The organism is Pandoraea sputorum (genome assembly GCF_000814845.2).
Taxonomy (GTDB): domain Bacteria; phylum Pseudomonadota; class Gammaproteobacteria; order Burkholderiales; family Burkholderiaceae; genus Pandoraea; species Pandoraea sputorum.
This window is the reverse complement of the sequence record NZ_CP010431.2, coordinates 851185-875121: the sequence shown is the minus strand read 5'-3', so window position 1 is coordinate 875121 and position 23937 is coordinate 851185. Positions and strand designations below refer to the sequence as shown.

General features: G+C 61.8%; 21 protein-coding genes. 10 read left to right on the top strand and 11 right to left on the bottom strand.

From position 1 onward, the window contains the following. Positions 1 to 37: 37 nt before the first annotated feature. Positions 38 to 1447 (top strand): amino acid permease, encoded by a 1410-nt coding sequence (locus NA29_RS03960; protein ID WP_039395950.1) that lies wholly within the window; start codon positions 38 to 40, stop codon positions 1445 to 1447. Positions 1448 to 1556: 109 nt separating this feature from the next. Here NA29_RS03960 and NA29_RS03955 read toward each other — a convergent pair whose 3' ends face one another. The 8 genes from NA29_RS03955 to NA29_RS03920 form a co-directional block, all read right to left on the bottom strand. Further along, entirely contained in the window at positions 1557 to 2369 is an 813-nt protein-coding gene (locus tag NA29_RS03955) for a hypothetical protein (protein WP_072633193.1), read from the bottom strand. Next, positions 2366 to 2797, bottom strand: coding sequence for a hypothetical protein (locus NA29_RS03950; RefSeq protein ID WP_072633192.1), 432 nt, complete (start codon positions 2795 to 2797; stop codon positions 2366 to 2368). Before NA29_RS03950 ends, NA29_RS03955 begins: the two co-directional genes overlap by 4 nt. A 114-nt stretch (positions 2798 to 2911) precedes the next feature. Continuing rightward, a complete protein-coding gene (locus NA29_RS03945; RefSeq protein ID WP_150777132.1) occupies positions 2912 to 4183 on the bottom strand; it encodes a hypothetical protein in 1272 nt (423 codons plus the stop codon). A 60-nt stretch (positions 4184 to 4243) separates the two neighbouring features. Next, positions 4244 to 5413 carry a soluble NSF attachment family protein gene (locus tag NA29_RS03940; protein WP_039395945.1) on the bottom strand — a complete coding sequence of 390 codons (1170 nt, stop codon included), beginning with the start codon at positions 5411 to 5413 and terminating at the stop codon, positions 4244 to 4246. 146 nt (positions 5414 to 5559) lie between these two features. Beyond that, on the bottom strand, positions 5560 to 6528 hold the full coding sequence (locus NA29_RS03935) for a CobW family GTP-binding protein (protein ID WP_039402290.1): 969 nt from the start codon (positions 6526 to 6528) through the stop codon (positions 5560 to 5562). Positions 6529 to 6554: 26 nt separating this feature from the next. Beyond that, positions 6555 to 8222: an amidohydrolase gene (locus NA29_RS03930; protein WP_039395943.1), complete on the bottom strand. Its 1668-nt coding sequence runs from the start codon at positions 8220 to 8222 to the stop codon at positions 6555 to 6557. Positions 8223 to 8224: 2 nt separating this feature from the next. Next, the gene (locus NA29_RS03925; RefSeq protein WP_039395942.1) at positions 8225 to 9643 is read right to left on the bottom strand and encodes a sodium:solute symporter family protein; all 1419 of its coding nucleotides are present in this window, start codon (positions 9641 to 9643) and stop codon (positions 8225 to 8227) included. 175 nt (positions 9644 to 9818) lie between these two features. Continuing rightward, a complete protein-coding gene (locus NA29_RS03920; RefSeq protein ID WP_039395941.1) occupies positions 9819 to 10019 on the bottom strand; it encodes a DUF3311 domain-containing protein in 201 nt (66 codons plus the stop codon). 242 nt (positions 10020 to 10261) lie between these two features. On the opposite strand from NA29_RS03920, the gene NA29_RS03915 reads away from it, so the two are divergent. The 7 genes from NA29_RS03915 to NA29_RS03885 all read left to right on the top strand — a co-directional run bounded on the left by NA29_RS03915 (position 10262) and on the right by NA29_RS03885 (position 17117). Then, positions 10262 to 10663 carry a type II toxin-antitoxin system RelE/ParE family toxin gene (locus tag NA29_RS03915; RefSeq protein WP_072633190.1) on the top strand — a complete coding sequence of 134 codons (402 nt, stop codon included), beginning with the start codon at positions 10262 to 10264 and terminating at the stop codon, positions 10661 to 10663. 161 nt (positions 10664 to 10824) lie between these two features. After that, positions 10825 to 11085, top strand: coding sequence for a helix-turn-helix domain-containing protein (locus NA29_RS26210; RefSeq protein ID WP_052252502.1), 261 nt, complete (start codon positions 10825 to 10827; stop codon positions 11083 to 11085). 178 nt (positions 11086 to 11263) lie between these two features. Beyond that, positions 11264 to 12694, top strand: coding sequence for an NAD(P)/FAD-dependent oxidoreductase (locus NA29_RS03905; protein ID WP_052252501.1), 1431 nt, complete (start codon positions 11264 to 11266; stop codon positions 12692 to 12694). A gap of 32 nt (positions 12695 to 12726) precedes the next feature. Beyond that, the gene (locus NA29_RS03900) at positions 12727 to 13116 is read left to right on the top strand and encodes a nuclear transport factor 2 family protein (protein WP_039395939.1); all 390 of its coding nucleotides are present in this window, start codon (positions 12727 to 12729) and stop codon (positions 13114 to 13116) included. A 234-nt stretch (positions 13117 to 13350) separates the two neighbouring features. Next, the gene (xsc, locus tag NA29_RS03895; RefSeq protein ID WP_174555895.1) at positions 13351 to 15183 is read left to right on the top strand and encodes a sulfoacetaldehyde acetyltransferase; all 1833 of its coding nucleotides are present in this window, start codon (positions 13351 to 13353) and stop codon (positions 15181 to 15183) included. Positions 15184 to 15260: 77 nt separating this feature from the next. Then, positions 15261 to 16301 carry a phosphate acetyltransferase gene (pta, locus tag NA29_RS03890; protein ID WP_039395930.1) on the top strand — a complete coding sequence of 347 codons (1041 nt, stop codon included), beginning with the start codon at positions 15261 to 15263 and terminating at the stop codon, positions 16299 to 16301. A 36-nt stretch (positions 16302 to 16337) separates the two neighbouring features. Next, positions 16338 to 17117, top strand: coding sequence for a sulfite exporter TauE/SafE family protein (locus tag NA29_RS03885; protein WP_224786726.1), 780 nt, complete (start codon positions 16338 to 16340; stop codon positions 17115 to 17117). 32 nt (positions 17118 to 17149) lie between these two features. Here the strand turns inward: NA29_RS03885 and NA29_RS03880 are convergent, their stop codons facing one another. Both NA29_RS03880 and NA29_RS03875 read right to left on the bottom strand, forming a co-directional pair. Next, positions 17150 to 18892 carry a cobaltochelatase CobT-related protein gene (locus NA29_RS03880; RefSeq protein WP_039395929.1) on the bottom strand — a complete coding sequence of 581 codons (1743 nt, stop codon included), beginning with the start codon at positions 18890 to 18892 and terminating at the stop codon, positions 17150 to 17152. Then, a complete protein-coding gene (locus NA29_RS03875; protein WP_039395928.1) occupies positions 18889 to 19875 on the bottom strand; it encodes an AAA family ATPase in 987 nt (328 codons plus the stop codon). The genes NA29_RS03880 and NA29_RS03875 overlap by 4 nt, the downstream gene beginning before the upstream one ends. A gap of 279 nt (positions 19876 to 20154) precedes the next feature. Here NA29_RS03875 and NA29_RS03870 point away from each other — a divergent pair, with 279 nt between their 5' ends. Beyond that, a complete protein-coding gene (locus NA29_RS03870; protein WP_052253183.1) occupies positions 20155 to 20943 on the top strand; it encodes an IclR family transcriptional regulator in 789 nt (262 codons plus the stop codon). Positions 20944 to 20947: 4 nt separating this feature from the next. Here NA29_RS03870 and NA29_RS03865 read toward each other — a convergent pair whose 3' ends face one another. Beyond that, a complete protein-coding gene (locus tag NA29_RS03865; RefSeq protein ID WP_231965170.1) occupies positions 20948 to 21748 on the bottom strand; it encodes an IclR family transcriptional regulator in 801 nt (266 codons plus the stop codon). A gap of 522 nt (positions 21749 to 22270) precedes the next feature. Here NA29_RS03865 and NA29_RS03860 point away from each other — a divergent pair. Further along, positions 22271 to 23935 (top strand): GMC family oxidoreductase, encoded by a 1665-nt coding sequence (locus NA29_RS03860; protein WP_039395924.1) that lies wholly within the window; start codon positions 22271 to 22273, stop codon positions 23933 to 23935. Positions 23936 to 23937 lie beyond the last annotated feature (2 nt).

Below are 23937 nucleotides of genomic sequence, written 5' to 3'. Positions count from 1 at the left end.
ATCCCCCGCTTTGCGCATCCGCTCACAGGAGGTCGTCATGGCCAATCGTGATACCGGCACGCATCTGCAATCGAGCCTCAAACAACGTCACATGAGCATGATCGCGCTGGGCGGCGTGATCGGTGCCGGTCTGTTCGTCGGTAGTGGTGTAGTCGTGCATGCGGCAGGCCCCGCAGCGGTGCTGTCGTTTCTCATCACTGGCGCACTGGTGGTGCTGGTCATGCGCATGCTCGGCGAAATGGCATGCGCCATGCCTGCTGTCGGATCGTTCTACGAATACGCACGGCTCGCCTGGAACGACAAGCCGGTCGGTGGTGAGTTGGCCGGTTTTCTGACGGGTTGGATGTATTGGTACTTCTGGGTGATCGTAGTCGCTGTCGAAGCCGTGGCCGGTGCGAACCTGATTCAGTTCTGGTTACCGGACATCCCCGCGTGGGCCATCAGCCTCGTGCTGCTCGTGGTGCTCACGCTGACGAATCTGGTGTCGGTCGCGTCATACGGCGAATTCGAATTCTGGTTCGCATCGATCAAGGTTGCCGCCATCGTGGTCTTCCTGTTCCTCGGCGGGCTATTCGTGTTCGGCATGTGGCCGGGTGCGGTGGCCAGCACCGGACATCTGCTCTCGCATGGCGGATTCATGCCGAACGGCATCGGTCCCGCGATGTCCGGGGCGGTGGCGGCGACAGGGTTCTACTTCGGCGCGGAGATTGTGACGATTGCCGCTGCCGAAGCCGCAGAGCCGCAGCAGGCTGTGGCACGTGCAACGAATTCGGTCATCGGCCGCGTGCTGTTCTTCTACATCGGCTCGATTCTGCTGGTGGTGATGCTCGTACCCTGGAACTCGGCTGGCATGGCAACGCCGTACGTGAGCGCGCTCGAAGCGATGCGCATTCCGGCAGCCGCGCACATCATGAACGCCGTGGTGCTGACGGCGGTGCTCTCTGCGCTGAATTCGGGTCTGTACGCGTCGTCGCGGATGCTCTTCGCGCTGACACGCCGTGGCGATGCGCCGCGCTCGCTTGCAAAGCTGAACTCGCGTGGCGTTCCGGTTCGGGCGATTCTCATCGGCACACTGTTCGGTTATGCCGCCGTAGTGATGTCTTACGTTTCCCCCGATACCGTGTTCGCGTTCCTCGTGAATTCGTATGGCACGGTGGCGATCTTCGTGTACGTGCTCATCGCATTCTCGCAACTGAAACTGCGCAAGCGGCTCGAACGCGAGTCGCCGGGCAAGTTGAAGATTCGCATGTGGGGATATCCGTACCTCACATGGGTGGCGATCATCGGCATGCTGTCGATTGTCGGTGCGATGGCCTTCATTCCGGACCAACGCACGCCCCTCGCGCTGGGTGTCGTGAGTCTGACGGTGTTGCTGGTCGCCTTCACTGTGCGCTCGATCTGGCGCAAGTTGCGATCCTCGGATCCGGAGTTCGATTCGCCGGTGTAGGCGGGTGGAGACATTAACGGAAAGTTGGGATTTCGATGCGCAAGAGGGGTCTACGTGTTGGCATTGACGACCACTCTTGCGCAACGTGCCATCCTGAGGCGCAAATCGCTTAGTTCGATGTATTGGATTCCGACGGCTTGGCCGTCAATTTGGCGAATCTTCTTTCGATTTCCAGAACTCGTAGGTCCAACACACTTTGCGAACGCACTCCCTTGGTCGTTTCCCATCGGCCGTCCCACGCGGCCTCAAAATCAGACTGGCTGGTGTGTTCGACAAGCGTGGGGAGCGGAACGATTTCATCGACTACTCCGGATCTCGGCGCCAGAGGCGCGCTGCGGATACCCTGTAACACCCCGCTCCCCGTGTAAGCACCCATTGCCATTCCATAGCTACCGATGGCGCTGCCATATCGACCGTCTTCCCAACGCTGAAGCGCATCTCTGGCGAGCACGCTTGCCGCAAGCGTGCTCGCCCCTGCGGCCAAATCGGATTCCAGTTTGCGCGCATAGAAGGTCGCGAGCGTTAATAAGGCGGCTCCACAGGCCGGGTGATCCTGGGCAAGAAAATACGCCTCAGCACTATTCGTGAGCATCCGACTTATCGGAAACTCCTCCCTGCGCTCCAAAACGGACGCCCGCTCAGCCAATTTTTTCAACGTGTATGCCAGTGCTTCCAAAACGCCCTTGTCTTCACTGAACTCCACAATCGGCTTGCCATCAATGTATCGATCAATCAGGTCAACCCAGACATGACACGACTCGGCATCGAGTGCCCCTTCACTGAAATGCCGCAGCTTGGCTGAAAATATCTCCAACCGCCAGTGACATGCGTTTTCCGGAAACATGAGCAACTCTCTTACCTCATGCGTCGTCAAAGCGCCGTCACCGTTACCAAGCAACGTGCGTCCGAGCGGGATGCTCAACCCGACATCGGGGACTCCAGAACAATCTGCCCTCGGTCACCCACGTATGCGTGGGCTAACATCGTCTGTCTGAGCGATGCGGGCAGCGTGCCGAATAGCGTCACGCAATCCTGACCGACGAGATGAAGCTGGTTGCGAACTGCAAGAAAATCGCGACCTCGCCCGAATGACGCCACGTGGCAGCGTGCCGCGCCGCGCAACACCTCCTTCCTTTTTGCTTCGGGCATGTCACCGAGCACCTCGTTCAGCAGTTTCGTGTGCTCGAAGTCCCGCATGAAGTCGTCGATCACTTTGTCTTCTGGACACCCGTCGTCTTTGAACAGACGAGTGAAGCTTTTCAACAGATCGATGCGATTTGCGCGGAGACTTTGGTCCGGAGCGTCGAATGACAGAGGCTTCTGGCCAATGGTTTCGGGAATATGTGGCATACAGGTCGTCTCGTCGAATACGCGGAGCCATCAGTCTGCGCCGGAACCTCTTGGGCAAACTTTCAGTTTTCACCACCGGCGTGATCATCGATTTCCTATCCGCGTCGTAGAAACTCAGTCCGAATCGCTCGATTCGGATGTATAGCTGGAACTTGAATCGGAGAAAGACGCTTCCGGATTCGCTTCTTCGCCTTTCGGCGCGAACGATGGCAATCGTGGCGTCGACGAATAGCTCGATTGCACGTTCTGACGGCGAGATTGTCGCTCGGCCCAAAACGCGTCGAATTCGGATTGGGGGATATTTGCACCAAGCAGGGGAAGCGGCGCAGCGCCAACCTCATCAAGAAGTTCGGCGGCTCTCTGCACGCCGATCGTGGCCGCCAACGCTCTTTCGGTCGCATAGGCCTCGGATGCCAAACGTCGGCACCCTTCGGCTTCAGCATGTCGCCCGACGTCCCAGAGTTCGAGTGCGGCACCCGCAAGGACGTTTGCCGCAATCTTGTTTGCCCATGCCGCCAGCCGAACATCGCCTTTTCGTTGGTAACAATGCCCCATTTCAATCAAACTATCCGCACACGACTTAGGGGCTTCGGCATGAAAATACGCTTGCGCACTATTGGCAAGCATCTGTTGTATCGGAAATTCGTGATGAAGCCCGCGCGCCGATAGCCGGCCCGCCAGCGCCCTCAGGGCGAATCCCAACAGACTCAGCGTTGTCCTATCGCTGCTGAACTGTTCGATCGGCTTGCCGTCGATGCATCGCTCGATCAAGTCGTTCCAGACATGGCACGCCTCATTGTCCGGGTACTGTGCATCGACACGCCCGAGTCCGACGGAGAACCTCTCCAGCAGCGATTCCAGTTGCCCGTCCTCATACATCAGCAGTTGCCGGACTTCATACGTCGTCAATGCGCCCTCTCCCGTACCTAACAAGGCACGCCCGAGCGGAACGCGTAACCCGGTGTCCGGTAACGTCAGGACGATCTGCCCGTGGTCACCTACACGTGCGCGAGTCATCATCGTTTCTTTGACCGATGCGGGGAGCGCACCAAAAAGGTCCGCAGAATCCTGGTCGACTCGGTGAAGCAGCTTCCGGCGCTCAAGAAAATCGCGGCCTGGGCCAAACGTGCCCACATGACAACGCGCCGCACGACACAATATCCGCTTCTTATCTCCGTCGGACATGCAGCCAAGCAACATATCCCGCACTCCCATGTGCGCAAAGTGACTCATGAAAGTGTCGATGGCCGTGTCCGAGGGCACGCCGCCGCCATCGAACTTGCGGGTGAATTCCGACAATCGACCGATTCGGCTTTCACTGAGCGTTTGGTTCGGATAGTTCGGGACCGGAAAGTTCGGGCAGGGGGTGGTGGATATCTCTGGCATGACGTCGTCTCGCAGGTGCTTGGAACGACCAGTCTGCGCCGGAGCTTGAGACGTGCTCTTTCAGTTTTCGCCGCGCGAGGACCCGGAAGGAACTTCAAAGCGAGCCGTGCCCTGCGGGTTCGCTTCGCCTTCGCGCGCGTCTGCCCTCGTCAGTGGACCATGCACCTGCGCTACGGTCGAGCCGAAGGCACCGCTGCTCGACGCCACACGCTCGCCATCGCCCCTCGCCTTTTCATAGGCTTCACGCGCTAGCGCTATGCATTCGTTCGCCTCGGCAGACTTCTCCTGCGACAACAGGAGTTCAGCGGTCTTCGCGAACCGCTCTCCCGCACGCTCGTATGCGCTGTTCGCACGTCGTTCATCTCCAGCTTGCTGGTGGTAGCCCGCGATATCGATCCATCCTAATCCGACATTCTTCCCGTCTTGCGCGTGATCGAATGCCGTGAGGCTATCGGCAAGAATCCTGAAAAGCGGAAGGTCACTCGCGTACGAACATCCCGATACCCGGCTTCCCAACGCGCGTAGGGCAAATCCGAGCGATCGCACCTCGGTGAGATCTTCACTGAATTCACTGATGGGTCGGCGGCCGATACAACATCTGATACACGCATACCACGCCGCCCAAACGTCAATGTCGGAATACGGCGTGCGGGTGTGATCCATCTCACTCGAAAATCGCTCCAGAAGCGACGGCGTCTCCCCGTCGCGGCCAAGCAGCAGCAATCTCGCCTCATCATGCGTCAGCGCCCCCTGCTCGACTCCGAAACATGGACGCCCCAGCGGAAGGTTCAGCGCAAGCTCAGGAAATGACAGGACGATCTGGAAACGAGAGCCGATCCGCGCATGCCGCAGCATGTGGTCCCGAGCATCGGGTTGCAGCACGCTGAGTAACTTTTGGGAGGCATCGATGGCATCGCCCAACCGCTGATCGCGCATCAGAAAATCGCGTCCTGCGCCATACGAAGACACGTGACATTGCCCGGCCCAGCGCAGAATGTCTCCCTTGTCTTCTTTGTCTGGGCAGGTGAAGCAATTACGTAGGGTGTCGATTGGCCCAAGATGCGCGAACCGGCTAAGGAAACCCTGGAACTCGACGTCATCCGGCCAACGATCCCCTTCAAGACGGCGATTGAAGTCGTCGAGTAACGCGATGCGTCGCTCGCTGAGATGGGAATCCGGGTAGTGCCGTACGGGAAAGTTGCCGCCGATGAGGGATAAGGTCGAATTCATGACTGTCGGGCAGACCGAGTAGGAAGGTAATCAGTCTGTGTCCGAACGCGCGATGTCACCTTTCATTTTTCGCTGTCGCAGCGCCGTCCGCCCGCTGCCACGGTGTCGACTAGCACAGCGCCGTAGCCCCCCTTCGACAAGCCTGGCTAAGCAAAACGACGCGACGATTCGATGCGAGTGGCCTGCAGCGCGCCTTCGAATTGCGCGATTTCCTCGTCCGACAGTATGCCGATGAAGACCAGCGACGACGGCTGCAAAGACAGTTCCGGGCGTGCCCTGAATGTCGCCCGTGAGCCAACGACATGCACCTCGCTCATGCCTCCGGTCGAAGCCATCACGAACCCCTTCGCTCGCAACAGCTTGCCCCGAAACATCAACAGTGCCGCGCGCAGGCGATTGCGATCCAATGCGCCGTCCGTCTTCCAGACGAAGCTTCGCAAGCCGCTTGGCAACGCGTGCCCCGACATGCGCATCGGCCTCGGGCTCAGCAAGCCGGGCAAAGCCAGCGTTTCATCGGGAAACAGAATCGCCGGTGGCACCACGCCGTGATCCGCCGTCACGACGATCTTTGTCGCGCCGAGTCCGGCCAGCCGCTGCCGCACCGCCTGCAAAACATCGGGTGTGACGAGATCCGTCTTCGTCATGACAAGCGTGCTCGCCGCCATGATCTGCTTGCGGGCGATGTCGCCGACGTAGCGGTCGGCGAGGGTTTCCTCGATGCCGCACGCATCGACCGCGACCACAATGCCGTGTAATCGAAACGCCTTGTCCAGCAGACCGACCTGCGCGATGCGCATGGGATCGGATACGCCGCTCGCTTCGATCACCAGCAGGTCAGGACGCTGTTCACGCTCACCGATGGCAATCAGCGTCTCGACGAGGCGTCCGCCGATGGTGCAGCACACGCAACCGTTTTCCAATCCGATCACGTCGTCGCTACGCTCGCGAATCAGCGAAGCGTCGACGTTCACCGCCCCGAAGTCGTTCACGAGTACGGTCACGCGCAAGCCGTCCGCGTTGCTCAGCAACGCGTTGACGAGCGTCGTCTTACCAGCACCGAGATAGCCACCGAGAACGATCATCGGCACCGGCTGCCGTTCGACTTCGGTCTGCATTCGCGCGTCGGGCGTCCGGACAGTCATCATGTCGGCGCGCGGAAGATTTCGCCGCCAAGGACGGTGCCCCACACCGGCATCTGACGTAATTCGTCGATGGGTACCTCGTGGGGATCTGCCTCCAGCACCGCAAAGTCCGCATACTTACCCACTTCGACGCTGCCGATCAGATGATCCATCCCCAGCGAGAATGCCGCGCCCAGCGTGATGGCACGCAAAGCGTCGTCGACGGGCAAACGCAGCGACTCGCCCAGCACACGGCCCGACGACGTCTCGCGCTTGATGGCGCACCACGCGGTGAACAGCGGATTGAGTTGCGTGATAGGCGCGTCGGAGTGCAGTGCATATGGCAAGCCGATCTGCCGCGCGATCTCGGCCGCATCCATGCGATTGGCGCGATCCGGCCCCATCGTCTGCGTGTAGTGCGCGTCACCCCAGTAGTAGACATGGTTCGCGAAGAAATTCACGCACATGCCGAGGCGCTGCGCGCGCGTGAGTTGTGCGACGTCGGCCATCTGGCAGTGCTGCAACGTGTGACGATGATCGGCGCGCGGATGCACTTCGAGCAGCTTCTCAATGGCGTCGAGCACCACTTCCGTGGCCTCGTCGCCATTCGTATGAATGTGCATTTGCAGTCCGGCCGCGTGGAACGGCAGGAACGTCTCGACCAGTTGCGACGGTGCGATCAGCCACAGTCCGTTGGGCTTGCCGTTGTGATAGCCGGGCCAGCGCAGACGCGCCGTGAACCCCTGAATCGAGCCGTCGACGATGAACTTCACCGGTCCGTAATGCAACTTGTCCGTGTTGCCTTCGCGCGCATCGAGTACGCGTTGCGGCCCGCCCTCTGGACAACGTTGCGGTGCAAAGGCGGGCACGATGCGAATCGGATACTTCGCATCGGACGTCGCCTCATGGAGATTCGCATTGCCTGTCGGCGTCAGATCGTTGACGAGATCGGTCGCCGTGGTCACACCCGCGAGTTGCGCGACACGGCCGAAATTCCAGATCGCGCGCGGACTCTCGCTCGCCGCAATCGACAGCCCTTCGCCGATGACGCGATACACCGGAAACATCGCAGCGAACTCCTGCAACTCGCCGGTCGGCTCGCCATCTTCACCGAGGACGATGCCTTCGACGTCCGCGTCGCCATCGATGCCCGCGAGTTCGAGCATCGGTGTGTTCACGTTCATCAGATGCACGCTGGCGTGCAGGATCGCAATGGGGCGCGTCATCGACACCGCATCGATGTCGCGCGCGACCAGCGGCGGGCCTTCGAAGAAGATCGGATCGTAACCCCAGGCGAGCAACGGCTTATGATCGTCCGTCATGTGTTGCTCGGCTTCGCGCAGGCGGGCCAGCACGTCGGCGGGCGTCTTCAATCCTTCCCACAGATGACCGTCCGGGCCGCGGCGGTCGTAGTAGCCGACGTACACGGCGTCCCACATCGCGCCTTCCATCAGGTGGCAATGCCCCTCGACCAGACCGGGCATCAGCACTTTGTCGCGCAGCGTGTCGATGGGCGCAGCGTCTGTCCAGCGGCGCATGTCGTCGGCGCCGCCGACGGCGAGAATCCGGCCGTCGCACACCGCGACATGGGTGGCCACAGGCTGCGCCGGATTCATCGTCACGATCTTACGGGCGACGTACACGCGAATGTCGTCGCGACTGGCGGAAGTGTTGTCTCTTTCTGTCATCGTTACTTCTTATAGGGGGAAAGCGTTCCGATACCGACATCCGTCGAACGCGCGCGGCTACCGCCGAGGAGCAGGTGGAGTACCGACATGACTACGACGTTGACGACCAGGCAGATGAGCCCGAGGTTGATCCCGCCGAGATCCGGATTCTCGTAGTAGAGCACGAGCGCGAGGCCCTGCCCCGCCAGCACACCGGCGGCGACGGCAGTGGCGCGCACGCGCATGCGGAACACTACGGCGATCACACCCGGCAGGAACTGCGTTACGCCGTAATACGCCATGTTGATGAGCGTGAGCATGAGGTTCGGTGTGAGCAACGTCAGCACGATGGAACCCAGCAGATACAGCACGATCACCACTTTCGAGCTGGCCTTCTGACGATGCTCCGGCATGCCCGAGAGAATGTTGCGCGTGACGATGGGACCGAGCGCGAGGCAGATGCCTGCGAGCACGAGCAAGCCCGAGAGCGCTGCCCCTGCGGCCACGAGGCCGACGAGCCACGACGGCAGCAATTGCGTCACGGCAGCGAAGAACGCTTCGTTGGGCGAGGCGAGCTGGATGTTCTGGCTGATCGCGTAGTACGACGCCAGCACCAGGAACGGATACATCAGCATGTACAGCGGCATGGCGACCTGCGTGCGCCGAATCGTGGACGCGCTCTTCGCAGTGAAGAAGTTCTGCACGCCAAAGGGCATCACGTACATGCCGAGCGACTGGAACACGATGGTCGTCATCGCGAACGTGAGTTGCTGCGTGCTCATTGCGTTGCTTACGTGTTGGCTCGCGGCCTGAAAAACGGGCGTCACGCCGGATTCCCACGCCACCGCGACACCGGTGATCACGATGGCCGCGACCATCAACACGTCTTTGAGCACCGCGATGTAGGCGGACGCCCGTACCCCTGCAATCGCGATGTAGACGAAGGCGAGCATGGCCGAGAAACTGATGAGCCACAGCGGCTGGAAATTCCATCCCAGTCCCTTGAGCGCCGCCACCAGCCCGGTGAACTGTAACTGCCCCCAGGGCAGCAGAAAGACGATGGCCGTGATCGCGACCACCAGTTCGAGAAAGCGATTCTGGAAGTGGCCCTTGAACAAGTCCGGCAGCGTGATTGCGTTGTAGCGCTTACCGGCGTCCCAGATCTTCGGGCCGAGGAAGTAACCGACGGGATAGGCCAGCAGGATGTAGCCGAGGAACCACACGCCGTAGGTCGGCCCCTTGGCGTAGATGCCACCGGGAAAGCCGACCATCGTGCCGATGCTGTATATCTCACCGGCAGCGAGGAAGAATACGAGCCACGCGCCGAACTGACGCGACGCGACGAAGAAGTCGTGCATGCTCTGCGGGCCGCGTCCGCCGCGCGCTCGCAATGCAAGATAGACCGACAACAGAATGAAGCCGGCAAAGATGAGTGTTGCCATCGACGCAATCTCCGGAATTCGGAAAGTAATTCGGCACGTACGGGGGATCGGGGTGCCGTGGGCGCTGGCTCGGATGAGCGCAGCGCCGATTCAATGCGCGTAAAAACGCGCCTGAGGCGAAGTTGCTAAGGAAGGACGTTAGCTGCGCGACTGGAGTGACTCGTGGCGCATCGCATCACGCGGGGTCCTCGACGATGTGCCGGTCGAAGAGCGTCCAGCACAGCCACAGGCAGACGGACGTGAGCACGAACCACAGGAAGATCCAGCCGTAGATAAACGGCACGCCGAGCACGTAGCGCTCGACGGAAGCTGCCCAAGGCAGCAGTCCCACCACCCCGAGATACGGCAACCCGAGGCCAATCAGCAATCTGAGCATGTCCCATCTCCATTGCGTACGGCACATTGCGATGTGCCGTTACGGTCGCGCGGCGCGGACCTTTTGTCGGATTGAGTATCCCCAGCCAAAAATCGCGCCGTTTAGAGCCACATGCCAGAAAAGTTTGGTGCCAGAGAGGCGCAATGCGCGACGCGCTCCATATGTCCGCAGCTTGGTGCCAGCTTACAATTTATAGCACTGAGTGCTACAGTTTTCGGCCATAATGCACGCTTGAAAGCCGTATGCCGTTAGCAAGAAAGGGAGTAAGCGAAAGCTGTCAGGGGAGAGTCCGAGTCTTCAAGACCCGAAGGTTTTCGAGCGATGCTCGGGCTGCCGAAATATCCGACGACGAGTTGTACCGTGTCGCGATGAGGTGGGCCAGCGAAGGCGTTTGCGGGAATGCGCTGGGCGCTGGCGTAGTCAAGGCGCGACTTCGCGATGGAGGTTTCCGCGCGCTCCTCGTCGAAAAGGAAGAGGTATGGATCGTCTTTGCGCATCTGTTTGATAAGCAAGATGAAAAGAACGTCGGTCCGAAAGCGCTGAAGGGCTTCAAGAAGCTGGCTAAAGACCTCAAGGGTTTGCCGAGAAAGGCATTTGAGGCCATGTTGCAGACGGGTGCCTTAGTGGAGATTTACGGAAAATGACCAAACCAGTTGTGGTATCCAAAGCTGCGGCCAAACCTGGCCGGAAAGCCGCCGTCAAGACGACCGATGCCTTGTCCCGAACACGCACTGCGAGAGTACGAAACCGATCTTCCGTCGATGAGTCCGACGCGCTGACGGCGATTCACGAGATTGCGAAAGACATGCACGCCGCTGGCGGCATCAGCAAACGGACGATGCGCGAATATGACGAATTGTGCGTTCCCGCCGTTCCCAAATACACAAAGACCGCGATCGTCAAAATTCGCAAGAGCGTTCATGTCAGTCAGGGCGTCCTCGCGGCATATCTCAATACCAGTGCGTCGACAGTTCAAAAGTGGGAGGCGGGCACGAAGAAGCCCAGCGGCGCAGCGGCAAAATTGCTTCAAGTCATCGAAAAGCACGGACTGGCGGTGCTGGCGTAATCACATCACTGCGCTGGCGCCACGCCCACGAAAAATGTGGAGCCAGTCAGGGACTTCCCTGACGAAGTCCGGGCCGTAGCGGTGCGGCGATGCGCTGGCACCATCACAAGTCTCCGGTGGTACTAATCCCACGAAATTGTTCTTGGCAGTATTGGCTCATTCTCTTCAGGAGCCAAACGTGGGTACGATTGAATCCTTCGCGCTGGATCGTCGCTCCGCAGCGCCATACGATCCGCTTTACGATCCGCTAGTCTCGTCCAACCCCGGGCTGGGCATGGACTACGCGCCGACCTATTGGGTTGCCACCGCCGGCGAGCCGCCGGAAGACGACGGTCCGCTCGCAGGCGATGCCGATGTCGACGTGGTCATCGTCGGCGCTGGCTTCACCGGCCTGTCCACCGCCCTGTTCCTCGCACGCGAACACGGTATCCGGGCCACCGTGCTAGAGGCGAACCAGACGTGCTGGGGCTGCACCAGCCGTAACGGCGGTCAGGGCCAGAACGCCAGCGGACGTCTCTATCGCTCGCAATGGATCGATCGCTGGGGCAAGGACACCGCGCTGCGACTTGATGCCGAAATCCGCGAAGGCTTCAACACGTTCAAATCGCTCATCGCCGAAGTGCCCGAGTGCGACCCGCAACCGGGCGGCCATCTCTACATCGCCCACCGCGATCGCAAGATGGACTTCCTGCGCAACGAAGCCAAAGTCATGCGTGACGTCTTCGGCTACGACACGCGCATCCTCTCGCGCGACGAAGTCCGCGAACAATACGTCGACGATCAGGAAAACTGCGGTGCGCTGCACGAACCCGACGGCATCGGCGTGCACCCGCTCAAGCTCGCCTTCGGTTATCTGCGCATGGCGCGTGCGCTCGGCGCTCACGTGCACCCGTCGACACCGGTACTGGGCGTGGAGACGATCAACGGCGTGCATCACGTGCGCACACCGCGCGGTGTCGTGCGCGCCAAGGCCGTCGCCTTCGCCACCGGCGGCTACACGCGTAACGACGTCACGAAAGCGCTGCGCGCGAAGATCATGCCGATCCTGTCGAACTCGCTCGTCACACGCGTACTCACGCCGGACGAGATCGCCGCGACGAACTTCCGCACGCACGAGGTCATCACCGACACGCGCACGCTGCGTTATTACTACCGTCTGCTGCCCGATAACCGGTTGCAGATCGGCAGCCGCAGTTCGATCACCGGGGCCGATGCGCAAAATCCGAAACATATGGCCGTGCTGGTCGAAGGCCTGCATCGCAAATTCCCTGCGCTCAAGGGCATTCAGATCGACTACTCGTGGTGGGGCTGGGTGGACGTGAGTCACGACATGATGCCGCGCGTCACGCAACCCGATCCGCGTCAGAACCTCTTCTATGCCGTGGGCTACGGTGGCAATGGCGTGTCGTTCTCCGCGCACGCCGGACGCCGCCTTGCCCAACGCATTGCCGGGCAGCGCGACCCGTCGTGGGATCTGCCGATCTACGACTCCGCGCTGCAATACCCGAACGTGTTCGGCACGGTGCAATGGCAAGGCTTCGCGCCATTCCGCCGCATCGGCCAGCGCTTTCTCTATCAGCGATATCACGCGCAGGACGAAGCCCGCTGATCTCGCTTACTCCTCGATTTTTGGAATCTGCAATGACGACTCAGAACGACACCGCCGCCATCCAGTTGCTCACCACGTTCAACGACGCCTGGAACCGCCACGATATCGACGCACTCATGGCCTGCATGACCGACACATGCGTGTTCCATGCCGTCGCAGGCCCCGACATGCTCGGGCGCACCTTCGAAGGTCGCGAAGCCGTGCGCGCTGCGTTCCAGTCCGCGTGGGAAAACTTCCCCGATGCGTCGTGGACCGAGGGCGTGCATTTCGTGGACGGCGACCGCGCCGTGTCGGAATCGACGTTCCGCGGCACGAAGGCGGATGGCTCGCGCGTCGAGGCGCGCATGGTCGACGTGTTCACCCTGCGCGACGGCAAGATCGAAGTGAAGAATGCGTTCCGCAAGGACCGCCCGGCGTTCTGATCGCGCCCCGAGGAATGCCCGGATTGCCCGCCCCGCCTGACGGGGCGTTTTTTTCTGAACCACCGCGACAGGTCATCTTCGTCATCTAACGCACGCTTCATTTGTATTTTTCAATACAAAACGTACCAAATAATAAAAATACCAATTGACGACGGCGGTTTGATCCCCTAGATTTCGAAACAAGCAACTAAATCGGAATTATTTGTTCCGTTTATTTTTCACTGGAGACACCCCATGAACGCCAAAGATCCGGCTACGGCCACCCAGCAACTGACGGCTTCCGATGCCGGTCCGCAAACGATGACGCCCTCGGAAGCGTTCGTCGAAACGATGGTCGCCAATGGCGTGAGCGAGATGTTCGGCATCATGGGCTCGGCCTTCATGGACGCGATGGACATCTTCGCGCCGGCTGGCATCCGTCTGATTCCGGTGGTGCACGAGCAAGGCGCTGGCCACATGGCCGACGGTTACGCTCGCGTGTCGGGCCGTCATGGTGTCGTGATCGGCCAGAACGGCCCCGGCATCAGCAACTGCGTGACGGCCATTGCCGCCGCTTACTGGGCCCATAGCCCGGTCGTGATCGTCACGCCGGAAGCGGGGACGATGGGCATCGGCCTCGGTGGCTTCCAGGAAGCGAAGCAACTGCCGATGTTCCAGGAATTCACGAAGTATCAGGGTCATGTGACGCACCCGGCCCGCATGGCCGAATTCACCGGCCGCTGCTTCGACCGCGCCATGGCCGAAATGGGCCCGACGCAACTCAACATCCCGCGCGACTACTTCTACGGCCAGATCAAGGCCGAGATCCCGCGTCCGCAACGTCTCGATCGCGGCGCTGGCGGTGACGAGCGCCTGAACGAAGCGGCCGAGCTGCTCGCGCAAGCCAAGTTCCCGGTCATCATCTCGGGCGGTGGCGTGGTCATGGCCGACGCCGTCGAAGAGTGCAAGGCACTGGCTGAGCGCCTCGGCGCGCCGGTCGTCAACAGCTACCTGCACAACGACTCGTTCCCGGCCAACCATCCGCTGTGGTGCGGCCCGCTCGGCTATCAAGGCTCGAAGGCAGCGATGAAGCTGCTCGCACAAGCCGACGTCGTCGTGGCGCTCGGCTCGCGTCTGGGACCGTTCGGCACGCTGCCGCAGCACGGTCTGGACTACTGGCCGAAGAACGCCAAGATCATCCAGATCGACGCCGACCATAAGATGCTCGGCCTCGTGAAGAAGATCTCGGTGGGCATCTGCGGCGATGCAAAGGCTGCGGCCGTCGCTCTGTCGCAACGCCTGGCCGGGCGCACGCTCGCCTGCGATGCTACGCGTGCCGCCCGCGCGGACCAGATCGCCACGGAAAAGGCTGCCTGGGAGAAGGAACTCGACGACTGGACCCACGAGCGCGATCAGTACAGCCTCGACATGATCGAAGAGCAGAAGCACGAGAAGACGTTCAACGGCGGCGAGTATCTGCACCCGCGTCAGGTGCTGCGCGAACTCGAAAAGGCGATGCCGGAAGACGTCATGGTTTCGACCGACATCGGCAACATCAACTCGGTCGCCAACAGCTACCTGCGCTTTAACAAGCCGCGCAGCTTCTTCGCCGCCATGAGCTGGGGCAACTGCGGCTACGCCTTCCCGACGATCATCGGCGCGAAGGTGGCCGCACCGCATCGCCCGGCCGTGTCGTACGCCGGTGACGGCGCGTGGGGCATGAGCCTGATGGAAACGCTCACGTGCGTGCGTCACAACATTCCGGTCACGGCCGTGGTCTTCCACAACCGTCAATGGGGTGCCGAGAAGAAGAATCAGGTCGACTTCTACAACCGTCGCTTCGTCGCCGGTGAACTGGACAGCCCGAGCTTCGCCAACATCGCTCGTGCGATGGGCGCGGAAGGCATCGTGGTCGATCGTCTGGAAGACGTCGGTCCGGCGCTCAAGAAGGCCATCGACATGCAAATGAATCACGGCAAGACGACCATCATCGAAATCATGTGCACGCGCGAACTGGGCGATCCGTTCCGTCGCGACGCGCTCTCGAAGCCGGTGCGCATGCTCGACAAGTACAAGGACTACGTCTGACGCGGTAGCGGTTCTTCGTGTGACAGCGCTCCCGGCTCTGTGGGTGCCGGGGGCGCTTTTTTTATTTTTTTGACATCATGAAAGCCATCAACCGCATTATCGATACCGCGCGCCGTGCCCCGATGCGCATCGTGCTGTGCGAGTCGGACGACGCGCGCGTGCTCGCGGCCGCCGCGCGCGCCACGCGTGAGGGCATTGCACGCGTCGTGCTCGTTGGCGACATCGCCCGAACGCAGCGCGCCGCTGACGATGCCCGCATCGATCTGGCCGGGATGGAACTGATCGATCCGGCGACGTCGGACATGACCGAAGCCTTCTCGCACATCTGGTACGGCATCCGCTCGAAGAAAGGTATGACGCGCGAGCAGGCGCTTGAGGAAATGCGTACGCCACTGGGCTTCGCCAACATGATGGTGCGCCTCGGCCACGCAGACGGTTCCGTCGCGGGTGCGGTAAACACCACGGCCGATGTGGTCCGCATGGCGATTCAGATCATCGGTGTGCAGCCCTCGTTCAAACTCGTGTCGAGCTTCTTTCTCATGATGCTCTGCGAGCCGTTCCACACGATGAAGGGCGGACTGATCTTCTCGGACTGTGCGCTCGTCGTCGATCCCGATGCCGAACAACTGGCGCAGATCGCGCTCGCTGCGGCCGATAGCGCTGCGGCGTTGCTCATGGAGCCGCCGCGTGTCGCCATGCTGTCGTTCTCGACCAGTGGCAGCGCCAAGCATGCGGCCGTCGACAAGGTGGTGGAAGCGACACGTCTCGTCAAAGAAGCACGGCCGCAACTGGCCATCGACGGCGACGTTCAGCTCGATGCCGCCATCGTCTCCGAAATCGCCCAGCGCAAAGTCGTGCACTCGCAAATCGAAGGGCACGCCAACACGCTGATCTTCCCGAGTCTGGATGCTGGCAACATCGGCTACAAGCTGGCGGAACGCATCGGCGGCGCCAAGGCAATCGGCCCGCTGTTGCAGGGCTTGAACCGCCCCGCGAACGACTTGTCGCGCGGGTGCAGCGCCGACGATATCTACTACGTGATCGGCGTGACCTGCGTGCAGGCGCAAGCCGCTCGGGCCAAGCTGACCGGCGTGTCGCCGCTTGCCATTCGTGTATGAGTGCGTTTGAGTGCGTATGAGCGGACATGAGCGCGCATGACCTGGCACACCATGCTGACTGGGCTGCTGGCCCATCTGCCGTTGATGTTGTTGTTGGGCTTCGCCACGTACTTCCAGACGGTGACCGGGTTCGGGCTAGGAATGATCGTGCTGGGCGGGGCCAGTGGCTTCGGACTGGCGCCAGTGGCCGACGTCGCCATCCTCGTGAGTCTGGTGACGCTCGTGAACAGCGCGCTCGCGTTGCCCGGCACGCTGCATCTCATCGACTGGCGCGCTGTGCGAGCGGCAACGCTCGGCATCGTCCCGTCGGTCGTGGTGGGTGTGCTGCTGTTCGATTATTTGAATGGCACGGCGTCCAACGTGCTGCATCTGCTGCTGGGCGCCGTCGTGCTGTATGGCGGCATCGGCTCGGCACTGCGTCCCGCACCGAAGACCGAGCGCTCCGCCGATAGGGGCTTCTTTCTGAGCGGCATCTTCGGCGGTTTGCTGAGCGGGATGTTCGGCATCTCCGGGCCGCCGCTGATTTTCTACTTCTATCGTCAGCCGCTCACACTGGTCCAGATTCGCTGCGCGCTGATTCTGCTCTTCGCCGTCACGGCGACGATCCGCACGACTTATAGCGCCTTCGCAGGGCAATTGCCCGCGTCGATGTGGTGGCAAGCGGCGTTCGCGTTTCCCGTCGTCACGTTCGCGACGCTGTTCGCACGACGCCATCCGCCGCCGCTCTCGGGCGTCACCACGCGCCGTCTCGCATTCATGACGCTGATCCTGCTCGGCCTTCATCTGATGGTGAACGCGATCATGGAGATGATCTGACGCCGTTGACATCCCGCGTTGGGGGTAACGCTTCAGTCGCCAGATCGACGTCCGCCGCTGCCGATCCAGTCGACCAGCTTCGCCAGCATCGTCATATCGGGCGACGACGTGAGATCGAGCGCGAGTGAATTGCGGTAGTACGGGCTTAGATCGAGGCCGACGCCAAGGCCCAACACTTCCACGTCGCCGCGCGCCTGCTGTTGCGCGACGACTTCCCGAAGGTGGTGGTCGAGATAGTGCTCGTCGTTGACCTGATTGGTCGCGGCATCCATCGGGCTGCCGTCGGATATCACGATCAGCAGGCGTCGATTCACGCTGCGCGAACGCAGACGCTCACACGCCCATTCGACGGCTTCGCCATCTACGCCCTCGCGAAACAGGTCCGCCTTGTAAAGCGATGCGATGTCGGTCCGCGCACGCCGCCAACTGGTCACAGCATCCTTGAAGATGAGATGCGAGACCTCGTTGAGACGACCGGGAAATCGCGGTTTGCCGCGAGCGAGCCAGTCGGTGCGGGCGCGTCCGCCGTTCCATGCACCGGTGGTAAAGCCCAGAATTTCGTTGGTGACACCTGCCGCATCGAGCGCGCGGGAGAGAACGTCAACAATCATCGCGACGGCATCGATCTGCGCCTTCATCGACCCGGAGCAATCGATGAGAAAGCTCACCATCGATTCGGCAATGAGCGTGTGCTTTTCCAGCCGGAAGAGGCGCCGCTCGGCAGGCGAACTGACGAGTTGCGCGAGCCGTCGTCCGTCGATGCGGCCCTGCTCTTCGCCGAACGACCAGCCGTCGCGCTGCGGCACGGCGAGCGCCGCCTTGAGCGCACGCGCTAGCCTCGGCACATTGATCGCCTGGGCGACGATACGCTCGTCGAGCCGTTCGCGGAATTCGGTCAATAAGGCACGACGCACGAGCGTGCCCGCGTATAGTTCGCGGTCGTAGCGATTCGTGAAGACGCGATAGCCTTGCTCGGAAGCCGTCAGCACACGGCTGTCGCCCGAATGCGCGAGCGTAATGCCTTCGTCTTCCTGCTCGTCGAAGTCGAGAAACAGCGAGAACGCGTTACGTACGCCCTTCTCGTCTTCCTCGTCCTTCGCGTCGTCTTCCGGCTGCTCACCGCCCGCCGCACGGATCAGGCCCGCGATATCGGCGGCCAGCTCCAGCGCGTAAGCCGCGAACGCCGCCTGATCGGTACGTGCTCGACGCATCCCCGCGAGCGCGCCGCCAATGCGCGGGGCGATGGCCATGCGCGTGGCTTCGATCAGTCCTTCGGTCTCTTCGATGACCGGATAGCCGGTCAGTCGCGACCAGCTCATCTGCGCCACCGTGTACAGCAACAACCCCACGTGACTGTCCGCAACGCCGGCGACGTGCATCGCGCGCGACCACGCTTCGAAGCGCTCGCGCAGATTGCTCGCCACGCCGGGCATGCCAGCGGGAATGAACGTCTCGCAGCGCAATTGCTCCAGCAGCTCGAAGAGCAGCCGCTCCAGCGGCGCCTCCGGTTGCAGACGGCGATGCAAGGCCGCGTCGCTGTGACGCAGCCGAAGCGCCGCTCCGTCCGCCGCACCGCGCAGCGTTGTCAGTGGGTCCGCTGGCGGCGGCAGCGTTTGCAGATGCGGCGCATGCAACGGCAACGGCCGCATGTTTCGACACAGGCGCGCCCCGCTGTAATGCAGCGCGGCGTCGCCGGTCAGCGCGCGCACGGTAGCGGCGCACAACGCCTCGCCGCGTGCGGCGCGTCGGGCCGCCTCGCGCTCCGAGATAGTCATGACGCATCGGCCAGCAGCGAGCGGCCGCCGTCAGTCGACGGCAATTCGCGGCCGAACGCGCGCTGATAGTACTCAGCGACCACGGCGCGCTCCGCTTCGTCGCACTTGTTCAGGAACGTGAGCCGGAACGCGAGACCGGCGTCGCGGAAGATGCCCACATTCTCCGCCCAGTTGATGACCGTGCGCGGTGACATGAGCGTAGACAGATCGCCCGTTGCAAAGCCCTTGCGCGTGAGTTCCGCCACGCTGACCATCGATTCGATCAGCGTGCGGCCAGCGTCGTTATCGAGTTCCGGCACGCGGGCGAGAACGATACCCGCTTCGTCTTCACGCGAGAGATAGTTGAGCGTCGCGACCACATTCCAGCGGTCGATCTGCGCGTGATTGAGCACTTGCGTGCCGTGGTAGAGCCCGTTGAGATTGCCCAGACCGACGGTGTTGGTCGTCGCGAACATACGAAAGCCGGGATGCGGATGAATCACGCGGTTCTGGTCGAGCAATGTGAACTTGCCGTCGCGCTCCAGGATGCGCTGGATGACGAACATGACATCGGGGCGTCCCGCGTCGTACTCGTCGAAGATCAGTGCGACGGGGCGTTGCAGCGCCCAGGGCACGATGCCTTCCTGAAATTCGGTGATTTGATGACCGTCGCGCACGACGATGGCGTCCTTGCCGACCAGGTCGAGGCGGCTGATGTGGCCGTCGAGATTCACGCGCACGCACGGCCAGTTCAGCCGCGCCGCCACTTGTTCGATGTGGGTGGACTTGCCCGTGCCGTGCATGCCCTGCACCATCACGCGCCGGTTGTTCGTGAACCCCGCCAGTATCGCCAGTGTGACGTCCGGATTGAAGCGGTACGCGGTGTCGATCTCGGGCACGTGATCGTCGCGCTCGCTGAACGCCGGTACCTGAAGATCGGTATCGATGCCAAATACGATGCGGGCATCGACCATGCGATCCGGCTGTTGGGTTGCGATCTCCATCACGACGTCTCCAAAGGGCAAGGCAGTACCAAGGCAGTATCAAGGCAATACGCCCCATCGAGATGCGGGGCAGTTTCAGCGCATCATAGCGTTAACCATTTTTAGATACAATTCGTTCCGAATAATTAAAACACTGATTGACGGTCCCCCATGGCGTCGACTAGATTCGAATGAACTGAAACCGAACCTAACCGAAACCTATGTATCTGGACGCTGCCAATGCCGGTCGATAACCTGTTTGGGTACAATACCGCTGATCCATTTTCCGGAACGGCGCATATGAACGACGTAGCGATTGCCCACGACTCCCCGTCAGACAACAAGGCGGACACCCCGACCCTGCGGGCGTTCGCATTGCTGGAGTACCTCGTGGCGGCCGACGCGCCCGTCTCGCTCGCCGACATGGCGCACGATATCCAGATGCCCAAGGCGTCGCTGCATCGCATGCTCGGCTCGCTCGAAGCCGGCGGTCTCGTGATTCGCGAACCGGGTCAGAAGAACGCTTATGTGATCGGCCCGCGCCTGGCGCAATTGAGCCTCGGGGTGATGATGCAAGCGGGCGCGCGCCGTATGCGTCATGCAATTCTCGGCCGTCTCGTGGCCGATCTCGGCGAGACGTGCAACCTCACGATGCTGCATGAGACCGAGGTGCTGTACCTCGACCGCATGGAAGCGCCGTGGCCGCTGCGTCTCGATCTCAAGCCCGGCTCGCACGTGCCCGCGCACAGCAGCGCGAGCGGCAAGCTGCTGCTGGCCATGATGCCCCGCGAGCAACGCGCCGCGCTGCTGCGCGCCATGAAGCTGCAACGCTTCACGCCCAACACGCTCACCGATCCCGAACTGCTGGAAAGCGAACTCGACCGCATTGCACACAAAGGCATTGCTGTCGATAACGAGGAGTTCGTGCTGGGGATTGCCTGCGTGGCCGCGCCTGTCCTCAAGGAAGACGGCGGATGTATCGCCGCAGTGGCCGTTCACGCACCGGTGTCGCGCACGTCGCTGTCCAAGGCGATGGAGTTCGTGCCGCGCCTGCAAGAAGCCGCAAAGGAACTGGCGAAAACGTTCTGACGCGTCAGCTTTCGGACCTTTCCGTCGCGGGGACGACCCTCCCGTCTTCCGCTTCTGCCCGCTTCGCCATCGCCTCTACCTTGCTTGCCCGCTGCCAGTCGAGCAGCGGCGCGAGCGCCATCGCCGTCTCGCGCAGCGTCGGCACCAATCCCATCAGTTGTTCCAGCGTGACGCGCGCCGTCGGGCCATGCACGGCGAGTACCGCGCGCACGTGTCCGTCCTCCGGCGCACGCACGGGCACGCCTACGGCGACCATGCCGCGTACGAACTCTTCGTTGTCGATGCCGATGCCGCGCGCCGCCAGCCGGTCGAGTTCCGCTTCCAGCAGGCTCGCGTCGGTGATCGTGCGCGGCGTCATGCGTTTGAGCGACAGTCGCGAAATCACCGCACGACGCTCCGCCACCGCCATTTGCGACAAGAACAATTTGCCGCTCGCCGTGCAGTGCAGCGGCACGCGCATGCCGGGATGCATCTGCATGCGCAACGGCTCGTTCGTTTCCACGCGTTCGATGTAGAGCACCTCGTCGCCGTCGAGCGCCGTGAGGTTGACGGTCTCGCCGACGCGGTCGACAAGCGCGCGCAGCAGCGAGCGTGCCGCGCGCGTGAAGTTGTTGTTGGCCAGGGTGACGAGGGCGAGCCGTGCCGCCCGCGGGCCCAGCGACAGCCCGCGCTCGGAGCCGCGCGAATCCGGTACATGTGAGACGTAGCCGCAGACTTCCAGCGCCTCGATGAGACGCATGAGCGTTGCCTTCGGAATCGACAGGCGCGTGGCGAGCTGCGACAACGTATACGGTTGCCCGGCCATCGCAAGCCGTTCGATGACGGCCAGCGCGCGCAAATTTCTCGCTTCGTCGCTTGCGCGCAACTCGGCGTCGTCGAGCGCCCCCGCGTCCCGAGCCCCCTCGCGCGCCCCTTGCGTTCCGTGCATTCCGCCTCCTGCTTTCATCGCTTCGAATCGTCTTCCGGAGTCTGACGATTCACGTCGACAGAAATTCGACACGATCAATAAAAGAAACAAAATATACCAATTATTTGATGCCGATCAGCCTCGGGATTACCCGTGAGGATCGCCTGACGTCACGCGATCGGTGTCCGTCTCACCCTCAGCACCGCCATCGCCCCGACTCAGTGAAACCCCGCAGATGCGCTGCAACAATCGCCTCGTTCTGAGACGCCAAGCGCGAATTCCGTTTCAGTTTCCGCTTCCCGGCCTTTTTTCGCTTGGCATTTGCCCATCGCTCGCCGACATTGGATCGAAACAAACCGAAACGAATCGTTTCATCCCCCGGGAGAAACGTCGTGAATTGCTCAGCAGGAGACAGGCGGTATGGAACACGAGGTGGACTATCTGATCGTCGGCGCGGGCTCTGCCGGATGCGTGCTCGCCAATCGTCTGAGTGCAGATCCCGCAAACCGGGTGCTGCTGCTCGAAGCTGGCGGCCCCGATAGCAATCCCTGGATTCACGTGCCGGTCGGCTACTTCAAGACCATGCACAACCCGGAACTGGACTGGTGTTATCGCACCGAAGCCGACACCAACGTGGCCGACCGTCAGATCGACTGGCCGCGCGGCAAGGTGCTCGGCGGCTCCAGTTCGCTCAACGGTCTGCTGTACGTACGCGGTCAACGCGAGGACTACGATCATTGGGCCGACCTCGGTAATCGTGGCTGGGGTTACGCGGACGTGTTGCCCTACTTTCGCAAGTCGGAAGATCAGGAACATGGCGCGAGTGAGTATCACGGCGTGGGCGGACCGCTCAAGGTCTCGGACTTGCGACTGCGCCGTCCCATCGCGGAGCATTTCATCGCCGCCGCGAAGGACATCGGCATCCCCTTCAACGAGGACTACAACGGCGCAACGCAGGAAGGCGTCGGTTATTTTCAGCAGACGGCCTTCAAGGGTTTTCGCTGGAGCACAGCCAAGGGCTTTCTCAAGCCGGTGCGCGAGCGTCGCAATTTGATCGTGGAGACGCGTGCACAGACGTGCCGCGTGCTTTTCGAAGGCAAGCGCGCAGTGGGCGTCGAGTACTTGCAGGACGGCCAGCGCAAAAAGGCGCGCGCCCGAGTGGAAGTGATTCTCGCCGCCGGGGCTATAGGTTCGCCTCAGTTGTTGCAGAACTCAGGCGTCGGGCCGACGACGGTCCTCGCGAAGGCCGGTGTCGCGTTGCGACATGTTTTGCCGGGGGTCGGTCAGAACCTTCAGGACCATCTGCAAGTACGGCTCGTCTTCAAGACCCGCGAGCGCACGCTCAACGACGAAGTGAACAACCCGCTGCGCAAAGCCCTCATCGGCCTGCAATACGCGCTGTTCCGCACCGGTCCGCTCACGCTGGCCGCCAGTCAGGTGACGATCTTCACGCGCTCACGCCCCGACGTCACGCGGCCCGACATCCAGTTCCACATGCAGCCGTTGTCGGCGGACAAGCCCGGACAAGGCGCACATCGTTTTTCCGCATTCACGTCGTCTGTCTGCCAGTTGCGGCCATTCAGCCGGGGCAGCGTCGAGATCCGTTCCAACGATCCGCTGCAATACCCGGTGATTCACGCGAACTATCTGTCCGACGAACGCGACCATCGTGTGGTGATCGACGGCATCAAGGTGGCGCGTCGCATCGCGGCCGCCCCGTCGCTCGCGCCGCACATCATCAGCGAATTCATTCCCGGCGCGCAGTACCGGAGCGACGACGAATTGCTTCAGGCAGCGCGCCAGTTCAGCCAATCGATCTATCACCCGGCGGGCACTTGCAAGATGGGCGACGACAGCATGGCCGTCGTCGACGATCGTCTGCGCGTGCATGGGCTCGCGGGGCTTCGCGTCGTGGACGCGTCGATCATGCCCGAGCTCGTGTCGGGCAACACGAATGCACCGACCATCATGATTGCCGAGAAGGCGGCCGACATGATTCTCGAAGACAGGAAGCGCGCGTCGGGCATGCAGGAAGACATCCGCAGTCGCGAGGAGGCAACGGCGGAAGTCGCCCTGGCAGGGTAGTC

What these genes read in the sequence shown, in the direction of transcription:
- xsc (WP_174555895.1), top strand. Translation starts at nt 13,351, where the DNA reads ATGAACGCCAAAGATCCGGCTACGGCCACCCAGCAACTGACGGCTTCC.
- NA29_RS03940 (WP_039395945.1), bottom strand. Translation starts at nt 5,413, where the DNA reads ATGAATTCGACCTTATCCCTCATCGGCGGCAACTTTCCCGTACGGCAC.
- NA29_RS03950 (WP_072633192.1), bottom strand. Translation starts at nt 2,797, where the DNA reads ATGCCACATATTCCCGAAACCATTGGCCAGAAGCCTCTGTCATTCGAC.
- NA29_RS03880 (WP_039395929.1), bottom strand. Translation starts at nt 18,892, where the DNA reads ATGACTATCTCGGAGCGCGAGGCGGCCCGACGCGCCGCACGCGGCGAG.
- NA29_RS03875 (WP_039395928.1), bottom strand. Translation starts at nt 19,875, where the DNA reads ATGGAGATCGCAACCCAACAGCCGGATCGCATGGTCGATGCCCGCATC.
- NA29_RS03925 (WP_039395942.1), bottom strand. Translation starts at nt 9,643, where the DNA reads ATGGCAACACTCATCTTTGCCGGCTTCATTCTGTTGTCGGTCTATCTT.
- NA29_RS03915 (WP_072633190.1), top strand. Translation starts at nt 10,262, where the DNA reads ATGCCGTTAGCAAGAAAGGGAGTAAGCGAAAGCTGTCAGGGGAGAGTC.
- NA29_RS03960 (WP_039395950.1), top strand. Translation starts at nt 38, where the DNA reads ATGGCCAATCGTGATACCGGCACGCATCTGCAATCGAGCCTCAAACAA.
- NA29_RS03920 (WP_039395941.1), bottom strand. Translation starts at nt 10,019, where the DNA reads ATGCTCAGATTGCTGATTGGCCTCGGGTTGCCGTATCTCGGGGTGGTG.
- NA29_RS03900 (WP_039395939.1), top strand. Translation starts at nt 12,727, where the DNA reads ATGACGACTCAGAACGACACCGCCGCCATCCAGTTGCTCACCACGTTC.
- pta (WP_039395930.1), top strand. Translation starts at nt 15,261, where the DNA reads ATGAAAGCCATCAACCGCATTATCGATACCGCGCGCCGTGCCCCGATG.
- NA29_RS03870 (WP_052253183.1), top strand. Translation starts at nt 20,155, where the DNA reads ATGAACGACGTAGCGATTGCCCACGACTCCCCGTCAGACAACAAGGCG.
- NA29_RS03930 (WP_039395943.1), bottom strand. Translation starts at nt 8,222, where the DNA reads ATGACAGAAAGAGACAACACTTCCGCCAGTCGCGACGACATTCGCGTG.
- NA29_RS03935 (WP_039402290.1), bottom strand. Translation starts at nt 6,528, where the DNA reads ATGCAGACCGAAGTCGAACGGCAGCCGGTGCCGATGATCGTTCTCGGT.
- NA29_RS03945 (WP_150777132.1), bottom strand. Translation starts at nt 4,183, where the DNA reads ATGCCAGAGATATCCACCACCCCCTGCCCGAACTTTCCGGTCCCGAAC.
- NA29_RS03865 (WP_231965170.1), bottom strand. Translation starts at nt 21,748, where the DNA reads ATGGCCGGGCAACCGTATACGTTGTCGCAGCTCGCCACGCGCCTGTCG.
- NA29_RS03860 (WP_039395924.1), top strand. Translation starts at nt 22,271, where the DNA reads ATGGAACACGAGGTGGACTATCTGATCGTCGGCGCGGGCTCTGCCGGA.
- NA29_RS03885 (WP_224786726.1), top strand. Translation starts at nt 16,338, where the DNA reads ATGACCTGGCACACCATGCTGACTGGGCTGCTGGCCCATCTGCCGTTG.
- NA29_RS26210 (WP_052252502.1), top strand. Translation starts at nt 10,825, where the DNA reads ATGCACGCCGCTGGCGGCATCAGCAAACGGACGATGCGCGAATATGAC.